This window comes from Chondrinema litorale (assembly GCF_026250525.1).
In the GTDB taxonomy this organism is placed as follows: Bacteria; Bacteroidota; Bacteroidia; order Cytophagales; family Flammeovirgaceae; genus Chondrinema; species Chondrinema litorale.
Map to the genome: position 1 here is coordinate 1,183,871 of NZ_CP111043.1, position 21,492 is coordinate 1,205,362.

15 protein-coding genes are annotated in these 21,492 nt (G+C 34.9%); 8 read left to right on the forward strand and 7 right to left on the reverse strand.

Features of this window, described 5'->3' with window-relative positions:
- Positions 1-61: 61 nt before the first annotated feature.
- The 4 genes from OQ292_RS04840 (at position 62) to OQ292_RS04855 (ending at position 6,963) form a co-directional block, all read left to right on the forward strand.
- Positions 62-874, forward strand: a complete 813-nt coding sequence (locus OQ292_RS04840) for a 2,3,4,5-tetrahydropyridine-2,6-dicarboxylate N-succinyltransferase (RefSeq protein ID WP_284684923.1) — start codon at positions 62-64, stop codon at positions 872-874.
- Between the two features lie 669 nt (positions 875-1,543).
- Positions 1,544-4,612, forward strand: coding sequence for a SusC/RagA family TonB-linked outer membrane protein (locus tag OQ292_RS04845; protein ID WP_284684924.1), 3,069 nt, complete (start codon positions 1,544-1,546; stop codon positions 4,610-4,612).
- A 33-nt stretch (positions 4,613-4,645) separates the two neighbouring features.
- The gene (locus OQ292_RS04850) at positions 4,646-6,151 is read left to right on the forward strand and encodes a RagB/SusD family nutrient uptake outer membrane protein (RefSeq protein WP_284684925.1); all 1,506 of its coding nucleotides are present in this window, start codon (positions 4,646-4,648) and stop codon (positions 6,149-6,151) included.
- Positions 6,152-6,249: 98 nt separating this feature from the next.
- Positions 6,250-6,963, forward strand: a complete 714-nt coding sequence (locus OQ292_RS04855) for a hypothetical protein (protein WP_284684926.1) — start codon at positions 6,250-6,252, stop codon at positions 6,961-6,963.
- Here the strand turns inward: OQ292_RS04855 and OQ292_RS04860 are convergent.
- Both OQ292_RS04860 and OQ292_RS04865 read right to left on the reverse strand, forming a co-directional pair.
- Positions 6,960-8,423, reverse strand: a complete 1,464-nt coding sequence (locus tag OQ292_RS04860; protein ID WP_284684927.1) for a sodium:solute symporter — start codon at positions 8,421-8,423, stop codon at positions 6,960-6,962. The genes OQ292_RS04855 and OQ292_RS04860 overlap by 4 nt on opposite strands.
- 14 nt (positions 8,424-8,437) lie before the next feature.
- A complete protein-coding gene (locus OQ292_RS04865) occupies positions 8,438-9,622 on the reverse strand; it encodes an exo-beta-N-acetylmuramidase NamZ family protein (protein ID WP_284684928.1) in 1,185 nt (394 codons plus the stop codon).
- 187 nt (positions 9,623-9,809) lie between these two features.
- Between OQ292_RS04865 and OQ292_RS04870 the strand changes: the two genes are divergently transcribed.
- Entirely contained in the window at positions 9,810-10,283 is a 474-nt protein-coding gene (locus OQ292_RS04870) for a GNAT family N-acetyltransferase (protein WP_284684929.1), read from the forward strand.
- On the opposite strand, the gene OQ292_RS04875 is transcribed toward OQ292_RS04870, so the two are convergent.
- The 4 genes from OQ292_RS04875 to lgt form a co-directional block, all read right to left on the reverse strand.
- On the reverse strand, positions 10,280-11,554 hold the full coding sequence (locus tag OQ292_RS04875; protein WP_284684930.1) for a hypothetical protein: 1,275 nt from the start codon (positions 11,552-11,554) through the stop codon (positions 10,280-10,282). The two genes, OQ292_RS04870 and OQ292_RS04875, sit on opposite strands and share 4 nt — an antisense overlap.
- A gap of 2 nt (positions 11,555-11,556) precedes the next feature.
- Positions 11,557-12,360, reverse strand: coding sequence for a hypothetical protein (locus OQ292_RS04880; protein ID WP_284684931.1), 804 nt, complete (start codon positions 12,358-12,360; stop codon positions 11,557-11,559).
- A gap of 134 nt (positions 12,361-12,494) precedes the next feature.
- Positions 12,495-13,658: a hypothetical protein gene (locus tag OQ292_RS04885; protein ID WP_284684932.1), complete on the reverse strand. Its 1,164-nt coding sequence runs from the start codon at positions 13,656-13,658 to the stop codon at positions 12,495-12,497.
- A 546-nt stretch (positions 13,659-14,204) separates the two neighbouring features.
- Complete coding sequence (gene lgt, locus OQ292_RS04890; protein WP_284684933.1) at positions 14,205-15,020, reverse strand: prolipoprotein diacylglyceryl transferase; 816 nt, start codon at positions 15,018-15,020, stop codon at positions 14,205-14,207.
- Positions 15,021-15,159: 139 nt separating this feature from the next.
- Between lgt and OQ292_RS04895 the strand changes: the two genes are divergently transcribed.
- Complete coding sequence (locus tag OQ292_RS04895; protein ID WP_284684934.1) at positions 15,160-16,092, forward strand: NAD(P)-dependent oxidoreductase; 933 nt, start codon at positions 15,160-15,162, stop codon at positions 16,090-16,092.
- Between the two features lie 29 nt (positions 16,093-16,121).
- On the opposite strand, the gene OQ292_RS04900 is transcribed toward OQ292_RS04895, so the two are convergent.
- Positions 16,122-17,012: a DMT family transporter gene (locus tag OQ292_RS04900; RefSeq protein ID WP_284684935.1), complete on the reverse strand. Its 891-nt coding sequence runs from the start codon at positions 17,010-17,012 to the stop codon at positions 16,122-16,124.
- 276 nt (positions 17,013-17,288) lie between these two features.
- Between OQ292_RS04900 and thrS the strand changes: the two genes are divergently transcribed.
- Together thrS and OQ292_RS04910 are read left to right on the forward strand one after the other, a co-directional pair.
- Positions 17,289-19,217 (forward strand): threonine--tRNA ligase, encoded by a 1,929-nt coding sequence (gene thrS / locus OQ292_RS04905; RefSeq protein WP_284684936.1) that lies wholly within the window; start codon positions 17,289-17,291, stop codon positions 19,215-19,217.
- 345 nt (positions 19,218-19,562) lie between these two features.
- The gene (locus OQ292_RS04910) at positions 19,563-21,455 is read left to right on the forward strand and encodes a hypothetical protein (RefSeq protein WP_284684937.1); all 1,893 of its coding nucleotides are present in this window, start codon (positions 19,563-19,565) and stop codon (positions 21,453-21,455) included.
- The last annotated feature ends 37 nt before the right edge of the window (positions 21,456-21,492 follow it).

Here is a 21,492-nt window from a genome sequence, read left to right on the forward strand (position 1 = left end):
TGCGTGCTTTGCTAATTAATAATTCATTCAAACATACTATTTATCACAACATTAAAATAAAATGGACACCAGAAATTTAATTGAGAAAGCCTGGGATAACAGAGATCTTTTAAAAGAAAAGGAAACAATAGATGCAATTGAAAGCACTGTTGCTGCACTTGATAAAGGTGAACTAAGAGTTGCAGAGCCTGTAGCAGATGGCTGGCAAGTAAACGAGTGGGTAAAAAAAGCGGTTATTTTATATTTCCCACTTCAACAAATGGAAGTGATAAAAGTAGGCCCATTTGAGTTCCACGACAAAATTGCATTAAAATCTGACTACAAAGAAAAAGGTGTAAGAGTTGTTCCTCATGCAATTGCCAGATATGGTTCTTTTGTAAACAGAGGAGTAATTATGATGCCTTCTTATGTAAATATAGGTGCTTACGTAGACTCTGGTACAATGGTAGACACTTGGGCTACAGTAGGAAGCTGTGCTCAAATCGGAAAAGATGTACACTTGAGTGGTGGCGTTGGAATTGGTGGTGTTTTAGAGCCAGTACAAGCTGCACCAGTAATTATTGAAGATGGCGCTTTTATCGGTTCAAGATGTATTTTAGTTGAAGGAGTTCGTGTAGGTAAAGAAGCTGTACTAGGTGCAAATGTTACTATTACCGGAAGCTCAAAAATTATTGATGTAACTGGTGACGAACCAGTGGAATACAAAGGATATGTACCAGAAAGATCTGTTGTAATTCCAGGAAGTTATACTAAGAAATTTAAAGCAGGTGAATACCATGTAGGTGCTGCAATTATTATTGGCAAAAGAAAAGCCAGCACTGATTTAAAAACTTCTTTAAATGATGCACTTCGCGATAACAATGTGAGTGTTTAAAAAAAAAATTGGCTGTCGAGTAATAAATTGCTTTGGCAGCCACTCTTCAACATCCCCCACTATACGTTATAATATTCCTCTTACTTTCTCTCTTTTAGCTGACAATTGTCATATTAATCTATCCCTCAGCTAAGTTTTCACTTCTTTAGTTAGCCTAATAAAAGCTAGTAATTCAATATAAAACCAGCCAAAACCACTAATAATCAACTTCTTGCGAAGTTACACTACATTTTATTATAGCTGATTTTAATCAGATATTAGAATCTATTTGCCCTCTAAAAAACCACACATTCTAGGTGATGCTAATAAGCTTACTCCCTTATTAACTTGCAGTTAACTTAAAATTATCCCATCAAAAAGGGGAGATTTATAAATCGTACTTTATGAATAAAAATTTACTACAACAAACCTGGAACTGTTCTCAACAACATCCTTTTCTTGTAGACCAGTCTAAAACGAAGAAAAACACACATTTTTTTAATAAGTCAATTTCTCAGAGTTGACACATAGTAGGAATAATAGTTCCTCACTCTTTGCACTTGCTCACCTGTAAAAGGTGAATATCTAGAATAAATTTAATTAACAGCACATATTCAACACCTGCAATTCCTGAAGTAACCAGCTCAGGAAAATTAACATCAATTTTTAATCAAACTTTAATAATAATTTATGATGAACAAATTATTACTGACTTTTAGTTTGTGGTTCTCTGTTGGCATAAGTATGCTTTTGGCTCAGGAAAAAACTATAACTGGTACAGTTATATCTGAAGCTGATAATAGTCCTCTTCCTGGTGTTTCTATTGTAGTAAAAGGATCTACTCAGGGTACCATTTCTAATATTGATGGAGCATATACCATCAATGTGCCTTCACCTGAAACAACGCTTGTTTTCACTTTCGTTGGTATGACTCCTGTAGAAAGAGTTGTTGGCAACCAAAGTGTAATAGACATTACGATGAACGAAGATGTAACCAGTCTTTCAGAAATTGTAATTACTGGTTATGGAGAGCAGCTTAAAACAGACCTTACAGGTAACATTGCTAAGATTAGCGGAGATGATATTCAAAACATGCCCGTAACTAACTTTGAAGAAACACTACAAGGTAGAGCTTCAGGGGTATTTGTAGAAGCATCTAACGGTAAACTTGGACAAGGTATAAAAATGCGTATTAGAGGTTCTTCTTCTGTTACTGCAGATAACCAACCACTATTTGTAATTGATGGAGTACCAATCACTAGCCAAAACGTAGGTGACCCAACTGAAGCTTCAACTAACCCACTTTCAGACATCAACTTTAATGATGTAGAATCTATAGATATACTAAAAGATGCTTCTGCTGCTGCAATTTATGGTTCTAGAGCTGCAAATGGTGTAGTTATTATCACCACTAAAAAAGGTGTAAGAGGTAAAACTAAATTTAACCTTAACTACCAAACTGGTGTAAGTAGCCCAACTAATAAAAGAGAGTGGTTAAATGCTGAGCAGTATGTAGATTATATATTAGAAGCTGCTGGTAATTCTGATAGAATAGATGGTGTTCCAATTGATGACCCTGATTCTTGGACCAATTATGCAATTGGTAGACTTGAAAACCTTTCTAATGGAACTGATTGGAGAAATGGTGAAGTTAATACCAACTGGGAAGATCAAATCTATAATGACAACGCTACTAATAACCGTGTTGATCTTTCTGCTTCTGGTGGATCAGACAAAACTCAATTCTACATTAGTGGTAGCTATTTAGACCAAGAAGGTATTCTAGTTGGTAATGAATTAGAAAGAATTAGTGGTAGAATGAACTTAGATCATCAAGCTACAGACAAATTCAAATTCGGCATGAACATGAGTCTTGCAAGAACTAGTAATAATCGTGTTTCTGATGATAATGCATTCTCAACACCAGTCCAGTTAATTGCACAAGCTCCTATTTCTCAAGTTAAAATTGATGGTGAATATAATTCTAACACACTATACTATAATGGTCTTCTAGATCTTGAAGGTGTTAGCCGTTCTGATGTTACGTTCAGAAATTTAACTAATTTCTATGCTGGATATGAAATTATTCCTGGTCTTGTTGCAAGAGCTGAGTTTGGAGTTGATTTGTTAACACAAAATCAAGATCGCTACTATGCAAGTTATACAGATGGAGGTAATGGAACAAATGGTTATGGTACTTCAAGATGGACAAGAGTATTTAACTATAATACCAAAGCATACTTAAATTACGATTTCACTGCATCTGAAATTCACGATTTTTCAGTTACTGCTGGTATAGAATTCCAACAATCTAACACAGATGTTACCAAAGTTGAAGGACAAGAATTCCCAGTAGATGATTTAACCAAAATTGCAAGTGCTGCTGATATTGCAGGTGCGACTTCAACATTAAATGAATTTTCGTTCCTTTCATATTTTGGTAGAGTGAATTATAAGTTTAACAACAAGTATCTTGTAACTTTAAGTGCAAGGGTTGATGGTTCTTCAAGATTCGGCGAAAACAACAAATACGGTATTTTCCCTGCTGGTTCTGTTGGTTGGATTATCTCTGAAGAAGGTTTCTTACAAGATAGTGAAGTACTTAGTTTCTTAAAATTAAGAGCTAGTTATGGTATCACGGGTAATGCTCAAATTGGAAACTATGACCACCTAGGATTATATAATGCCGAAGGTTATAGTGGTGAACCAGGGTTACAACCTACACAAATCTACAATCCTGATCTTACTTGGGAAAAAACCGCACAAACTGACATAGGTTTTGATTTCGGATTTTTCAATGATCGTTTAACTGGTGAGATTGATTACTACTACAAAAAATCAACAGATTTATTATTAGATGTAAACGTGCCGGGTACAAGTGGTTACAGAACTCAAACTCAAAATATTGGAGAGTTAGAAAACAAAGGGGTTGAGTTAGTATTAAACGGAACTATTCTTACTGGTGAGTTTAAGTGGAACTCTTCATTCAACATTGCATTTAACAGAAATAAAATTCTTGATTTAGGCGAAAGCGATATTATCGATGATGGCAGCTCAAGAGTGATGAACGTAGTAAAAGTAGGCGAACCAATTGGTGTATTCTATGGTAAAGAATATGCAGGTGTAGATCCTAGCAATGGTGATGCTCTATATTACTTAAATACTGCAGATGATCCAAGAGGAACAACTAATGATTTTGACGCTGCAGAATATATCACTTTAGGTAGCCCTAACCCAGATTTTGTAGGTGGTTTCACTAACAACTTTGCTTACAAAAACTTCGATTTAAATATCTTCTTCCAATTTGTAAATGGTAATAAAGTACATAATGTGGGTGGTGTATTCCAATTTGCAGGTGACTGGTTCGATAACCAACAAATTGAAGAAGTAAACAGATGGCAAAATGCAGGTGATGCAACTGATGTACCTGAAGCTAGATTAGGTTATACCAATGGTGGTTATGGCCGTTCAAGCAGATATTTATATGATGGCTCATACATCAGATTAAAGAACATCACACTAGGTTATAATGTGCCTTCAAGTACATTAAACAGAGTATTCTTATCTAGTGCAAGAATCTATGTTTCTACTGTAAACTTGCTCACATTTACAGATTATCCAGGTTGGGATCCAGAAGTAAGTGCAGATTACCTCACTTCTAATTCTGATGGAAGTGCCAACAACGTAATCCAAGGCACAGATTTCTATTCAGCACCACAAGCTAAAACCATTACTTTCGGTGTAAAACTCGGTTTCTAATTATTGATTTTATCTAATTAAACTGAAAAAATTATGATTAATAAATATATAAAGCTAATAAGCTTATCTCTTTTAACTGCTTTTTCAATTTCTTGTGACGACAAATTAGAACTTGAACCATATCAGTCTATAGAGGATGACCAAGCGCTAAGTTCTCCACAAAATGTTAGAGCAGTATTAGTGGGTGCCTACGATGAATTAGGAGTAGATAACTTATTTGGGGGGGAAACTTTAATGAACTCCGAATTATTAGGAGGAAATGGCGAAATTCTTTGGAATGGCACCTATAATGCACCTCGTGAAATCTTTAATAAGCAAATGCAAACTGTAAATGGTAATGCAAGTGAAGTTTGGTTAGAAGGTTACGAAACTATCAATATTACCAATAATGTGCTTAGTGCTCTTGATATTTTTGATGATGCATCAGAAAAAGATCTAGTAGAAGGAGAAGCTAAATTTATTAGAGGAATGGTATATTTTGAATTGATAAGATTCTATGCTCAACCATATGATCCAGAAACTACCAATACTCAAGACGGTGTACCCATCATACTTACTCCAACCGATTTTATTACCGAAGAAAATAACGTATCAAGAAGCAGTGTAGAAGACGTTTATTCTCAGATTCTATCTGATCTGGGTGACGCTAAAGAGAAACTTCCTAATGAAAATGGATTTTTTGCTACCAACTTTGCTGCCTCAGCATTATTAGCTAGAGTCTATTTAACAATGGGCAACTTTTCTGCAGCAAGAGATGAAGCTAATAATGTAATTGAAAATGGTAGTTTCTCGCTTACATCATCTTTCTCAGGAGCATTTAATAATACATCAAATACTCTTGAAGATATCTTTGCAATACAAGTAACATCACAAGATGGAACAAATGCAATGAATACCTATTTTGCTACAGAAACCTTTGGAGGAAGAACTGGTGGTGATATTGATGTATTAAATGCACATCTTAATTTATATGAAAAGAAGGATTCTATTCTCGAAAATGATTTAATATTATCAGGAGGATTATTTCAACTTTCTGGTGGTACTGGTGACCCTGTTCCTACATATATCACATTTGCAAATGGGTATGATGTAGGAGATACGATTCCTAGTGGCGAATCAATTAAATGGCCATTAGATGATCGTTTAATGATGTTCTACGGATATAGCGGCACTTCTTTAACTTATAAGTTTACTAATAACTACGGGAATGTACCTATCTTAAGATTAGCAGAAATGTACTTAATCCGTGCTGAAGCTAACTTAGAAGAAGGAACTACAACTGGTGCTTCTCCACTTGAAGATATCAATACATTAAGAGAAAGAGCCAATGCTCCTCTTTTAACATCAGTTACTTTAGATGATGTATATATGGAGAGAAGACTTGAACTTGCTTTTGAAGGTCATAAAATCCATGATATAAAAAGACTGCAAGGCTCAGTTGGAAACTTTCCTTACAATGCTGAGGAACTTGTATTCCCTATTCCACAAAGAGAGAGAAATGTTAATCCGAATCTTAGTCAGAATGCTGGATATAATTAATCTCTAAGAAAATTACTTACAAAAAATGAGGCCCGGTTTTAATTTGCCGGGTCTTTTTTATATAATCAAGTTCTGATCATTTAAAATGAATATCTAGTATGAATTCCTTTGTCAAATTATTACTTATCAACGTTTTATTATTTCTATCACTCCAAACTAGCTCTGCTCAAAGTGCCCTTGTTCAGCAAGAAAACCTCAATAAAATTGGAGAAAACTGGCACAATGGTTCGGTAATCACATTCAATAATCGATATAAAGGAGTAAACGGATCTCCTCTCTTGCACAACGATTGGCTGCCGGGTAGCATCACTTTAACATCAGATACTGTAATTACAGATGTTTATATTAAATATGATGTAGAAGAAGATAGACTTTACAGAAGAGTAAATCACAATAATGCGAATCTCATTCTAAATTACAAAATCAAATCTTTTACAGTTTTGGGTGTAGGTAGTGAGAAAACATTTATTAAAATGGCTATAGATAAGCCAGATGAAGAAACCTTTGTAGAGCTTTTAGCCAATGGAACACTAGTACTTGTATCTAAACCCAAATGCAGAATTAGAAAGGCAGATAGCAACAGCTCTTATGGCACAGGCCAACAATACGATGAGTATATTCACTATACAGAGTTGTTTCTATTAGACACCAAAACTAATGAGATACAACCTGCAAAAGCCAATAAGAAATTCTTTCTACAACATATGGAAGATAAAGAAGAGGCTATGAGTAACTATTTTAAAACAAATAAACCCTTCTTAAAAGACGAAAAAGAAGTAAAACAACTGGTTAACTTTTACAATGCGCTTTAAGATTTTTTTCTAAGCAATAGCAAACCTATAAATGTAAAAGCACCATTTACCATTAAAATTTCAAAGCCGAATTTGTATCCACCCAGTAAAATTTCTGAGTAAGCATTTAGCAAGTAAGAAAGTATCGGCGATACAATACATACCCATGGCACAAACTTATCTTTCACTTGGATTTTTGTAAACAGGCCAAATGTGAAGAGACCTAATAGTGGGCCATAAGTATAGCCGGCAGCTTTAAAAACAGAATTGATTACACTATCATCATTGATGTATTTAAAACTGATTATTGCCATCACCATAATAACAGAAAATGCAATGTGAACTATGATACGTTGTGTTTTCTGACTTTTCTCTTCTTTCTTATCAATATTTAAAAAGTCTACACAAAAGGCTGTTGTTAGTGCTGTAAGAGACGAATCTGCACTTGAGTAAGCAGCAGCAGTAATTCCTAATAAAAATACGACTCCTGCAAAAACTGTAAACTCATTTAGTGCTAATTGAGGAAATACTTTATCTGTTGATAAAAACCTACCAGTTGTTTCATCTACTGGAAAAGTAATGCCTTTATCAGCCGCGTAAACGTATAACATCACCCCTAAACCTAAAAATAAAAGGTTTACAAATATGAGTGATGAACTAAACCACATTACATTTTTTTGCGCTTCACCAAGGTTCTTACAAGTTAGATTCTTCTGCATCATATTCTGGTCTAAGCCTGTCATCACAATCGCGATAAAGGCTCCCGAAAAGAATTGCTTAAAAAAGTTATTTCCAGCTTGCCAGTCCCAAACAAACATTTTCGAGTACTCATGTTCTTTTATTACCCCAATCATATCCCCTACTCCAAGATTCAAATCACTACCGATAATATAAATACTTACTACTACCGAAAGCAGCATAAACAAGGTTTGTAGAGTGTCTGTCCAAACAATGGTTTTAATACCTCCTTTAAAAGTGTAAATCCATATTAGAAAAATGGTCACAATTACTGTTACTTCAAAAGGGATTCCGTAAATATCAAAAAAGGCCAATTGCAACACTCCTGCCACTAAAAACAGCCTAAATGAAGCACCTACAGTTTGGGATAACAGAAAAAAAGCTGAACCTGTTTTGTAGGAGTTCAGCCCGAATCTTTCTTTTAAAAAGCTATATATCGAAACCAGATTTAATCGATAGTAGAGCGGCATTAATATACCGGCAATTACCCAGTAACCCGGCAAATAACCTAATACCAGTTGGAAATAAGACCAGTTACTGTTGCCTACTTCACCGGGAATAGATATAAATGTTACTCCTGAAAGTGAAGCGCCTACCATTCCGAAAGCAACCAAATACCAAGGTGACTCGCGGTTACCTGTAAAAAAAGTATCGTTGGTGGCATGTCTGGATGTAAACCAAGAAATAATAATCAATAAAATGAAATAGCCGAAAATTACTGTAAAAACAATTCCGGGAGTCATGCTAATAATTTTAGTTATTCAAAATCAGGATATAAAAGGTATTGTTCTCTCATTTGGCGATATTCTGCCAGTTCTGGCTCCCAGCTTTTTACAATTTCTTCTTCGCTCAAACCGTCTTTAAGTTGTTGTTGCAAAGTAGTATTTCCTGCTAGCCTGTTAAATACCTGACTTCTATCTATGTACTTAGTATGGTTACTAGCTTTTTTATAGAAGTCGATAATATATTTTAGTGTAAACTGATGGTCAAGTGAAGTATTTCTTAAGTCCACCCCGAAGCATTTTTTATTCTCTAATTTAGGATGAGTCGATTTACCAGGCATACTTACAGGAGTAAATTCAAAATCTCCATAAGTACTATCTGGATAACCTACTACCTGAAAAGGGAAATCAGTACCTCTGCCAATGCTCATTACTGTAGCCTCAAACAAACATAGAGAAGGATACAGCCTTATAGAAACATCGTTTGGTAAATTTGGTGATGGAGCTACAGGTAAAGAATACTTTGTATTGTGGTCGTAATTTTTTACCGGGATTACAGTAAGATCGCAAGATTTATTCCCAGCGAGCCAACCTTCTCCATTAATCATTTGGGCTAGTTCGCCTACGGTAAGTCCATGAACAAGTGGTATTGGATCTAAACCAACAAAAGATGATAGTCCCTCAGCACGAATAGGGCCGGCAATATAATCGCCATTAGGATTTGGGCGATCTAGCACTAACATCTTTTTATTGTTCTCTGCACTGGCCTCCATCATATAATGCATCGTACTGATGTAGGTATAGAATCTTGCTCCTACATCTTGTATATCAAAAACAAGTATATCAACATTTTCAAGATCCTTTGCATCTGGCTTTCTTTTACTACCATAAACAGAAAAAATTGGCACTCCTGTTTTACTATCTACAGAACTTTCTATATGTGCTCCCGCATCAGCTTCGCCTCTAAACCCGTGTTCTGGTGCATAAATTTTTGTAACTGTTATTCCTTGAGCTAGTAATGTATCTAGCAAATGTACATCTCCAATCAACGAGGTGTGATTTACTACTAAGCCCACTTTTTTGCCTTCTAAAATTGGAAGGTACTCATCAAAAGAAGCAGCTCCAGGAATAGGTAATGGTTCTTCTATTTTAAAAGTATCAACTGTTGAATCTGATTCTACCTCAGTATCTGCTTTTTGTTTTTCCGCAGAACAAGACATAAAAATCACAGCTGATAATAACAGTAAATATATTTTCTTCATATTTTACAAAAATTATAAAAATAGCCTGCAAGCAGCATTCTCAATTCACCAAAAGATTTCAAATGTAATTCGAAACTCAATTTAGTTTTTGATGTTCGCAAATCTATCATAAATTTCATCTTTCAAACCCTAAAATACAGAAAGAATGACCGATTTGCTTGTAAAGCTGTATGAGTTACCAGAATATGCGCTCCTAAAAAAGCAGCTCGAAGAAAAAGGCTACTTTTTTAAAAATGCCATTGCTCCTGAAAAAACTTTTGTGAAAAATTGGGTAAAAGAACATTTCAGTATTTTATGGGCAGATGAGGTGGAAATTGCTTTTTCGAGGCAGCCAGTTTCTTGTATAGTAGCTATTAAAGACAAAGAAATAGCCGGCTTTGCCTGTTATGAAACAACCTGCAAAGGGTTTTTCGGCCCAACTGGTGTACAAGAAAAATTTCGGGGAGAGGGTTTGGGAAAACTCTTATTATTAATGGCACTTGATGCACTAAAAGCATCGGGGTATGCCTATGGAATAATTGGTGGAGCAGGTCCTGTAGCCTTTTATAAAAAAACCGTTGGGGCTATTCCAATTCCCGGTTCTGCACCGGGTATCTACCAGAACCTGCTCAAAAATTAATAACTACTGCCACTACCGCTGGCGATTACACCAACTACTGCACCTACAACTAATACAGGTGCTATCTTGAGGAATAGTGGTACTTTTCTTACAATTTTGAAACTAGAACTGTAAGTAATATCTTCTTTGTTTTTAGGATCACGCAAAACGAATTGATAACCACTACCTACTTTGTAGTCATCTGGTGTCCATTCTGTTGAGTTTCTCAATTGGCTTTGCTCAATTACATGTTGTAGCTCACCATCCTTATCTCGAATTTCAAGTCTGGCACCACTTTCTTTGAGCTTGTTACTCCATTCCAATTGATAGTCAAAACCTTTTTTATAAACTGGCAATACATCTTTAAAAGCAAAACTTTTAACAGGTATTGGTTTTGGCGCTTCTTTAGTACTTATACTAAAGGTTTTGGTAGAAGGCGAAATTCGGCCAGTAGAGTCTTCCACTACTGTTAAATGAAAATTATACTTGGTTTCAGGCTTTAAATCAACTACCTGATAAGTAGAGTCTTTCATGCTTGCTAGCAGCATCCCTCCTTCATACAGATTATATGTTAATGGGAATACATTATTAGATTTTCCACCCCATTTCAAAAATATAGTCGAATCTGTTTGAGCAGGAGAATTAAACTCTGCTGTAAGCTCCAAAGGTATTTGAGATATATCCGGATTTAGCTCATTAACATGCTTATCTGGGTTATAAAACACAATACTCACAATTGAAAGCTTCCAGCGTCTGCCTATTCGCTCCGCTTTAATAGTCGCCACTCTTTCAGACTGTCTGTAAGGTCTTTTTATAATTCTATGTTGGCTCCTAAAAAAGCTTTTATAATATACCACTGCATAAACATAGTCTTTAACACCTATGCTAAATGTCTCAATCTCAGAAAAATCGATGGTAGGTTCAACACTCTTCTCGTAAAACAAGTCAAGATCGTTTAGGTATTTTTTTACCGGCGAATCTTTTGAACGTTGTTGATACTCAAAATAGTTAGGGTCGATATCATCTTCGATAATAACATCTCCATCTACAAAAATCTGATTTCCTGAAGCAGGATTGTAACTGTTTACTGAAATTTCATTTCTCTTGTATTCTCCAAGTTCTGGATCTACAACAGTGTTAAGCAACAACTCGAACTCTTCAATAAAAGACTCTGACAAATATTTTATTTCATTAATATCGCCATTAGAGAGGGAATCAATCTGACTTGCCTGAGCCCTTACTTGAAAAGAAAAAAAGCATAAGCTTATGAAAAAAATAGAATACTTTTTCACGGTTATTTTAGATTTAGAACTCTCTTCTTGAATTCATTTTTCTGATGATCGTCCATTTTCGTTAGGCTACTAACAAGCCACCCTGAGTTTTTCTCGTTTCTCTCAAAGTTTTTAACTGTAAAAGTCCATCCGTCTATTTGCAAGAAATGATACTCGATTTTATCTACCTGCTTAATTGAGATGTTTTTGCAAGAGAGCAAACTCATAAACAATGTAAGCTGATCTGGCACAAAATCTCTCGAAACATAATTTTTCATGTTCGAAGTATCATCTAAAGCCCTATCCAAAGACACAAAGTTAGTACCGTGGCTTGCTGGATTAATAGATTTAGACTTATCTAAACTTTCGGGTAGAGATAAAAAATCTGCATCTACGGAAGTTATAACCCACTTAACTGCATTGCTTCTAGGATTCTTCTCGATGTTCATTATCATCGTCATTGGAATTTCGTCTCCCTGATATATTACAGTACAATTAAGCTTCGCATACCAATCTTCATCATCAAAATGAAGCATATATGGTTTGTTATTTACTTGCTTAATAAACTCAGTTACTTCGTTGAGCTTCCAAGATTTATCACTTTGGTTAAATAAAGATTTGATTAAATCGCTTCTAGAAATATCCTCAGCGCTATAATTTTCTTTAAGGTATTGGTTTATTAGAGTTTTTTCTGAATTGTTAAATCTTTCAATAAACTCATCTATTTGCTTAACCTCAAAAGCAAAATTCTCATTGCTAAAATTTATGCTTTGGGCTGAAACCTGAATTGCAGTCAGTAGGCTGATTAAGAAAAGATATAGTTTCATTGTTACTAAATTGGTTAAAATAATTACAGGCAGGCTCTTCTATTCGACTTATACCTGCCTGATTTTATTGCCATACTTTATAACAAAACCTGATTTGTTGTTTGTTATAAAAATTATTTTAGTTCATTTATCTCCTATTCGGTCTGCACAACTCCAATATCTCCTAAGTAAACATCCCATAAGGTTTGTTTTTCACCTACTACGTACTTGTCGTATGTTTTCAGAATTACAGTCATGTTTTTCTTGGTAACATCAGTGTAAACCAATGCACCATCTATAAAACCTTCAAATTTTTGCTGAAGCGTTACGATTCCGTAGTAGTTTCCATCTTCACCTTTACGAATGTTACTTACGTAGCTGATATCAGACCAAGAAACTCTTACGTCATCGTACTTAAGAAGTTTCAATTTCTCAAAATAAGTTCTGATCTCATACTTCTTTACTACAGATCTGTTTTTTGAAGATACTTCCATTACGCGGTTTGCATCAATAAACAATTTTACTGCAGCATCTATAGCTTCATTAGCTTTTTGGAATTTAGTATTCTTGTTTGCAATTAACCTAAGATAATCTTCTAACTCTTTGGTTTTTGCAAGTGCTTTTTCCTCAAACTCTTCTTTTTTCACATTTGGCATTCCTTCGTCCAAAATGTTATCTCCAGTGCTACCAGTGTTAGTAGTAGTGGTAGTACTACCTGAATTGGTGTTTAAAGAAACATTTTGAAAATTACCAGTAGCCAAAGAATTGTCCATCCCTTTAATCTCGTCGCTTACTACGTTCAAAGCTTTTGCAACTTCATCTGCGGCAGCATACATTTGGTATTTTCCATCTTTGTATAAAATCATATACAAATTGCTTGTATTAACAGAAGCTGGGTTACCAGATTTAAGGTCTTTATAATTTACTTTGCCCATATTAATATCAGTGATATTAGCAGCAATTACCTTTTTCTCTTTGGTTACAAGCTTATCGATTTTATTATTAGTACCAGATGCATATGCAACACTCACTAAATCCTTTTTCGCATCAGAGTACACATGATAGGTACCTAAAGGATAGATAGCCATCATAATATCCGATTTTAGAATGTTGTAAAACTGACCTAATTGATCATTTGCCACCTGATATTTAACCAAATCGGCATTTATTTCCATAGACTTTATTCTCGTTGAGCGAGAATCAGGAAAAAACAACACTTCCTGTGATTGGGCAAATAACTGTGAGCAAACAGCAAACAATACGATTATTAGAGGCAGTGCTCTTTTATTTACTTGTAATGCCAGGTTTAAACTTCTCATAATAGATTTTGAAGACTTAATTTATTGAAAATCCTTATAAAATTTGGTATATCAGTAGATTTACTTCCTAAGTACAATCAAATATTACACCTAATAATAATATTTTCTGAAAGCTTAATTTACTGAAAAAATATAATTTATTACCTGCAAATAAAAACTACTAACAATATAATCTACTAATCAATTTCGATATAAAATGTTAACTATTAGCCTATCTTACTAGAAAACCTACTAAAGGTAACTTATCAATTACTTCAAATAAATTGCTAGTGAAAGGTGCATTAACACTTCAACCAACTTGATTATCAATAAATTATAAACTTATATTTTTATTTATTGATACTTCCTTTACGAGATTTAGTCGTCGTGGTTATTTGTTAGATGGGATTATTTACATTTGTTAATTAATTAAAATTAGAAATTACTAAGATCAATTAAAAATTTATGCCGACTAGTATTGCATAATTCTTACATGATTTTTTTCTAATTTATTATGCATTTTGCAAAGATTTATTGCCTGCAAATTCAAAGGTAAACTAAAAATATTTAATTATTTTTTCTAAGAGACTTTTTATACAACCAGATATAAACACAAAATACCGCCAAAATTACCAGTAAGCTGATTAATTGCGAATGTGTAATTAAGCCGTTAAACAAAAACCCACGCTTGTAATCTCCTCTGAACTCTTCTAAAAACATTCTACCAAAAGAGTAGATCATTAAATACAATAGAAAAATTTGCCCATCAAACTTTTTCTTGGCTCTGTATATACCCAAAAACAAAATGATCATACCTAAGAAAAACACACTATATAATTGAGAGGGGTGAAGTGCTTCGTTTAGTGGTCTTGCATGGCTACGAGGATCGGTAAAAGTAATTGCCAATGCAGAATCTGTTGGTAAACCATAGCAACAACCTGCAAAAAAACAGCCTAGCCTGCCAAAAAAATGCACAATGCATGTGGTTAAAGCCATAATATCTAACATGCCAGTTACTGGTAATTGATGCTTTTTAAAAAACCACAACATTGCGGGTATACAAAATAAAAGCGACCCAAAGAACACAAAACCATTTTCAAAACCAGCAAATATGTCTTTTGGAGACTCTAAATATCTAAGCGGATCTTCTAAAAAGAACAATGCTTTACCTCCTACAAATGCAGCTATAATTAGTATAATTACAAGGTCTGCCGTCTGGGATATTTTTACATTATATTGCTTTTTAGAATAATATGCGGTGTGCCAATATGCCAATAAAGTTCCTAAGGCAATCATAAACCCATAACTATATATTGTTATTTTATCTGGAAGAAAACTGCTTAGAATCGCTGGTGTATCCCACTCAAAAAATACCGGATGCATAAAAAATTATTTTTTGCCTGTTGTTAGTATGAATCAAAAAGCTGAAAATAAAAATCATTTTCATCGAAAATTCACTCGACTGGAATATTTTTGGCAAAAACTAAAACTATCATAATAAATATTTAAATAAAATTAGCTTATGAAGTGTCTAATCATAGATGAGATGTATCCTGGAATTCAGGAGTTACTAAGCGATTTCGGTTTGCAATCCGACCATTTCCCAGATATTACACCAGAAAAAGTATTGGAAATAATCCCTCAGTATGAAGGATTAATTCTTAGAAGCAAAATGAAAGTTGATATCGACTTTCTAGAAAAAGCAGCCAAACTAAAGTTTATAGCCAGAGCTGGTGCAGGTGTAGATCAAATTGATGAAGATTATTTAGAGAAAAGACAAATCAGACTTTTTAACGCTCCTGAAGGTAACAGAGATGCAGTAGGTGAACATGCTTTGGGCATGTTGCTATCACTTTTAAACAAGTTACACACTGCTGATATTGAAGTAAGAAATAAACAATGGAGAAGAGAAGCTAATCGCGGGTATGAGGTAAAAGGTAAAACTGTTGGTATTATAGGCTATGGCAACATGGGAAAAGCTTTTGCTAAAAGACTAAGAGGTTTTGAATGCACAACTATTGCTTATGACATAAAACCAGATGTGGAAACCAACAGCGATGCACAAATGGTAGATTTGGAAACGCTTTTTAATGAAACAGATATTTTAAGCTTACATATACCACTTACTCCAATTAGTAACAAAATGGTAGATGAGGCTTTTCTTGATAAGTTTAAAAAGCCAATTTATCTTATTAATACTGCTCGTGGACCTGTTGTTCCATTTTCAGCAGTTAAATATGGTTTAGAAAAAGAGTTAATTACTGCAGCAGGGCTAGATGTATTGGAAAACGAAAAACTTTCAACCCTTACTCCAAACCAAGCAGCAGCCTTCGACTATATTTCTAAGTTGCCAAATGTATTGCTCTCTCCACATGTTGGTGGTTGGACGTTTGAGTCTTATAAAAGAATAAATGAAGTACTGGCTGAAAAAATTAAAAAAGCCTATTTCGAATAAGATTTAGAGATGAGTGAGTTAAGCTGAATTTATTTCAGCTTTCTTCTGCTCTCTAATACAGAGTATAAAATAACTGAACCTATTATTAATAGTGCACCTATATAAAAAGAGAAATTCATTTGCTCCTTTTCACCCAAAAATAAAAGTGCTACTAAAATTCCATATATAGGAGACATATTCGCAGAGAGGGTTACAGTAAATGGCGAAATGGATTTCATCAACTTTATAAACTGAGAGTAAATAAAGATAGAGAATACAAAAACCAACGCTGCAATAAAAGCCCAATCTTTTAATGTTGGAACCATAATGGAATAACCTTCTGTACTTATAAAAAACATGTATATAGGTATAAAAATAACAGTACCTAACCATGCTCCAGCCATTTGATAGAAAGTAATTACGTAATGGTGAAATCCTCTACTTAATCTCGCATTAAAAACAGTAACAATAGCGCCCAATAAGCCCGCAATAATACCTATAACCAAACCAAGTGGATGTTTTATGCCAGATTGAGTAATTACTAAAATGCCAACAATTACTACTCCCCCAGTGATTAGCTGTACATAATTAATTTTTTTCTTTTCTATAAAAGGAGTTATAAAACTTACCCAAACAGATGTGGTGGAAATACCTATCAAACAAACTGTCGCATTAGAAATTTTAGCAGATGCTACTAATAGCAACCAGTAAATACCTGTGAGTAAACCACTAAGTAGTATTCTAAGTAATGCATCTATTTCAAGATTTAGTCTGTACTTTTTTACATAACTAAAGACTCCCAGAAACAAAAAAGCTACTAATGTTCTGTAAAATACGATCTCCAAAGCAGGTAATGATATAAACAATACAATAATAGGAATTGCACTGCTGAGCAAAACAATGAAATGAAGCGCAAAAAAATCACCTGTCTTTGACGGCATCCTTTGTTTGTTTTAAAAAAATCCCATTTTTATGGGCTTTGTATCCAATAAAAAAAGTCATTTACATTAGTTGAATTAACGCACAATAGCCTTTCGTATTAAAAAACTGTCCATGTAATTTTTCTTTAAAGCTTAAATAATTTTAAAATTCATGATTAATAAAGCTTTTTAATGACAATTACTTTTAAACTATCTGTAAAATCGCAAATTTTGCACAATCAAATTTTGTTGTCACAAAACTGTGATTCATAATTTTTATAAAATTAAATTTTAAACATGATTAACATCACTTTACCTGACGGATCGGTCAGACAACATGAGAAAGGCGTTACTGGCCTAGATGTAGCCAGAGGCATTAGTGAAGGGTTAGCCAGAAATGTGCTCGCGGCTAAAGTAAATGGAGAAGTGTGGGATGCCACACGTCCAATTGAAAACGATGCAACGGTGCAGCTTCTCACATGGAACGATACGGAAGGTAAAGCAACGTTCTGGCATTCTTCTGCTCACCTTATGGCCGAAGCTTTAGAAGCATTATACCCAGGAGTAAAATTAGGTATAGGACCTGCTATAGAAAGTGGTTTCTACTACGATATAGATTTTGGCGATAAAACTTTCTCTTCTGACGACTTTGAAAAGCTAGAAGCTAAAATGCTAGAACTGGCTCGTCAAAAAAATGAATATGTTAGAAGCGAAATTTCTAAAGATGATGCGACTAAATATTTTACTGAAAAAGACGATCCATATAAGCTTGAGCTAATTGATGGCTTAAACGACGGAGAAATTACTTTTTATCAACAAGGTCATTTTACTGATTTATGTCGTGGGCCGCATATTCCTAACACTGGTTTTATTAAAGCGATAAAACTAATGAATGTGGCAGGGGCTTACTGGCGTGGAGACGAGAAAAACAAAATGATGACCAGAATTTACGGCATCACTTTTCCTAAAGCCAAAGAACTTAAGGAATATCTCGAATTACTTGAAGAAGCTAAAAAACGTGACCACAGAAAACTTGGTAAAGAATTAGAACTTTTTGCTTTTTCAGAAAAAGTGGGAATGGGTCTGCCATTGTGGTTACCTAAAGGTGCACTTTTAAGAGAAAGGTTAGAAAACTTTCTTAAAAAAGCACAGGTAAAAGCAGGCTATGAGCCCGTAATTACGCCACATATCGGACATAAAAATCTATATGTAACTTCTGGCCACTACGAAAAATACGGCGAAGATTCGTTTAGACCTATAAGTACTCCGGGAGATGAGGAATACTTGCTTAAGCCAATGAACTGCCCTCACCACTGTGAGATTTACAAAACAAGACCAAGATCTTATAAAGAACTACCAGTTCGTTTTGCAGAATTTGGTACTGTTTATCGCTACGAGCAACATGGTGAGTTACATGGTTTAACAAGGGTAAGAGGCTTTACGCAAGATGATGCTCACATTTTCTGTAGACCAGATCAAGTGAAGGAAGAGTTCATCAAAGTAATTGACCTTGTAATATATGTATTCGAATCTTTAGGATTTAGTGAATATACTGCTCAAGTATCTTTGAGAGACCCAGAAAATAAAACCAAATACATTGGTGAAGATGCACTTTGGGAAAAAGCAGAAAGAGAAATACAAGAAGCAGCAGCAGAGAGAAACCTTGATACTGTTGTAGAATTAGGCGAAGCAGCTTTCTACGGACCTAAACTTGACTTTATGGTAAAAGATGCCATTGGCAGAAAATGGCAATTGGGTACCATTCAGGTAGATTATCAGTTACCTCAGCGATTTGAGCTAGAATATGTAGGTGCTGATAACCAAAAACACAGACCTGTAATGATTCACCGTGCACCATTTGGCTCAATGGAAAGGTTTGTGGCTATACTTATAGAAAACTCTGGTGGAAACTTCCCAGTTTGGTTAGCTCCTGAACAGATTGCGGTACTTCCTATTTCTGAGAAATATCACGATTACGCTGAAAAAATATTTAGCGAGCTTCAGGAAAACGATATCAGAGGTTTTATAGATAGAAGAGATGAGAAAATAGGCAGAAAAATTAGAGATGCAGAGGTGAGTAAAATACCTTTTATGATTATTGTTGGAGAGAAAGAAAGTGAAACAAATACCCTTTCAGTAAGGAAAAAAGGTGAAGGAGATGTAGGCTCTATGAGCGTTTCGGAGTTTAATGAATACTTCAAAAAAGAATCTGCTATCACAAATTAATTTGTGCATCATTCTAATGTAACAATGAATTAACATTAACAGCTATCTAAAAACAGATAGCTGTTTTTGCTTTTTTTATATTTTTTTAACAGTTTTTATGAATTTTTCACAAAAAACATATATTTTAACAACCAACACACTAAACTACGGCTTTATCCCCTATTGCTAAAAGTTACTTATCTGTTAATAACCACCCTAGAGTTTTGAATCTTTTTGAATTTACTGTTAAGATTCTGTATCAAGCATTCAAAATATCTTAATGCATCCTCTTAGAAAATTTCCTGATCACTAAGTTAGCTTTGCCCCACGAATTATCTAATCAGAAAATTTTACTTGAAAAATCTTATGAACAAATTAAGAAACTTATTAGCAATTATAGCTTTGTTCTCATCGCTATTTGTTGTTACTTCTTGTGATGACGATGATGACCCAGCAGTTGTAGAAAGGCCTTCTATCAGCTCTTCATCTGCATCAGCTTCAGTTATTACTGGAAACTCTGCAGCTCTTACGTTTAATGTTACTGTACCTGGTGGATATGCATCTTCTACTATTTCTGCTGGAAATATAGACAATGAGCCAGAGGTTGGTTCAACTTCAGGTACTATCACAGCTTCTTTCACTCCAACTTCTGCTGGTACTACTACTATTACTTTAACAGTAACTGACCAGCAATCATCTTCAAAAACTGAAAGTATTTCTGTAGACGTAATCGCTAACGATCCTGTAGCAGGTGCTCCTCTTATTTCTGGTATTCCAGCAACAGCTACTATTAGCGTTGGAGATACCTTAGGTGGCGAAGCTACTGGAGATATCGAGGTTATTCTTACTGCTGAAGCAGGTATTTCTTCTTTCACTTTATCTGTAAACGACGGTGCAGAAGCTGCATTAGGTGCTTATGATGGCTCTGCTACTGCTGATACTATTGATGTATACAGCTTAGGATATGCTCCTACTGAAGCTGGTACTTATGTTTTAGATTTTACATTAACTGATGCTGATGGTGAAACTGCTCAAGTAACTCACGTACTTACAGTAGACGATGTTGAATATCCTACTTCTATCATCAGTGATAATATTGAGGAAAACACTACTTGGTATGCTGATACAGTATACGAACTTGCGGGTCGTATCGCAGTATTAGAAGGTGCTGTTCTAACAATTCAAGCTGGTACTATTATTAAAGGACAAGCTGGTTCTGGTTCTAATGCTACTGCATTATTAATTGCAAGAGGTGGTACTTTAAATGCTGAAGGATCTCCTACTCAACCTATCATCTTCACTACAGTATCTGACCAAATTGCTCCAGGTCAAATTGCTAGCCCTAACATGTTACCAACTGATAGCGGTCTTTGGGGTGGTTTAATCATCTTAGGTAAAGCACCTATCGCTGCTGATGCTGAGTCTATTCAAATTGAAGGTATTCCTCCATCAGATACTAACGGTTTATATGGTGGTACTGATCCTGATGACAGCTCTGGAACTATCCAATATGTATCTATCCGTCACGGTGGTGCTAACATTGGTGAGGGTAACGAAATTAACGGTATCACTTTAGGTGGTGTTGGTAGAGGAACTACTATTGACCACATTGAAGTAATTGGTAACCAAGATGATGGTATCGAGTTCTTCGGTGGTACTGTAGATGTAAACGACGTATTAATCTGGAATGCTGGTGACGATAGCTTCGACTACGACCAAGGTATAAGCGGTACTTTAGATAACTTCATCGGAATCTTAGGTCCTGATTCTGACCACGCTCTTGAACTTGACGGTCCTGAAGGAACCGTTCCTGCTAACATTTCTGGTTCTTTCACTATCCAAAACGGTTCAATCAAAGGTAGCCTTAATGCTACTGGTGGTGAGTATGCTGACTTAAGAAGTGACATCAGAGGCGAATTAAATAACATTTACTTCTTCAACTTCAAATCTAGCTCTGATGTTGAGTTCGATAACAACGGAGTTTCTCAAAACTATATTGACGAACTTATCAACTTATCTACTCTACAATTTAATGTAAGTCACCTAAGTGAAGGTAACTTAACTGTTGAAGCTATATTCCAAGAAAAAGTTGCTACTGATGATGATGGTGTTGCTACTGAAGATCCACTAGGCATCTTCACTGAGAGACCATTAGATAGCACTATTGACATAGTTACAACTCCAACTGTAGGTGCTGATAAAGCAGAATTCTCAGGATGGACTTGGGCAGACTATGCTGGTGAATTAGCAGATTTCTAATAAATATAACCTTAATTCAGAGGTTGCTCGCAAGCTA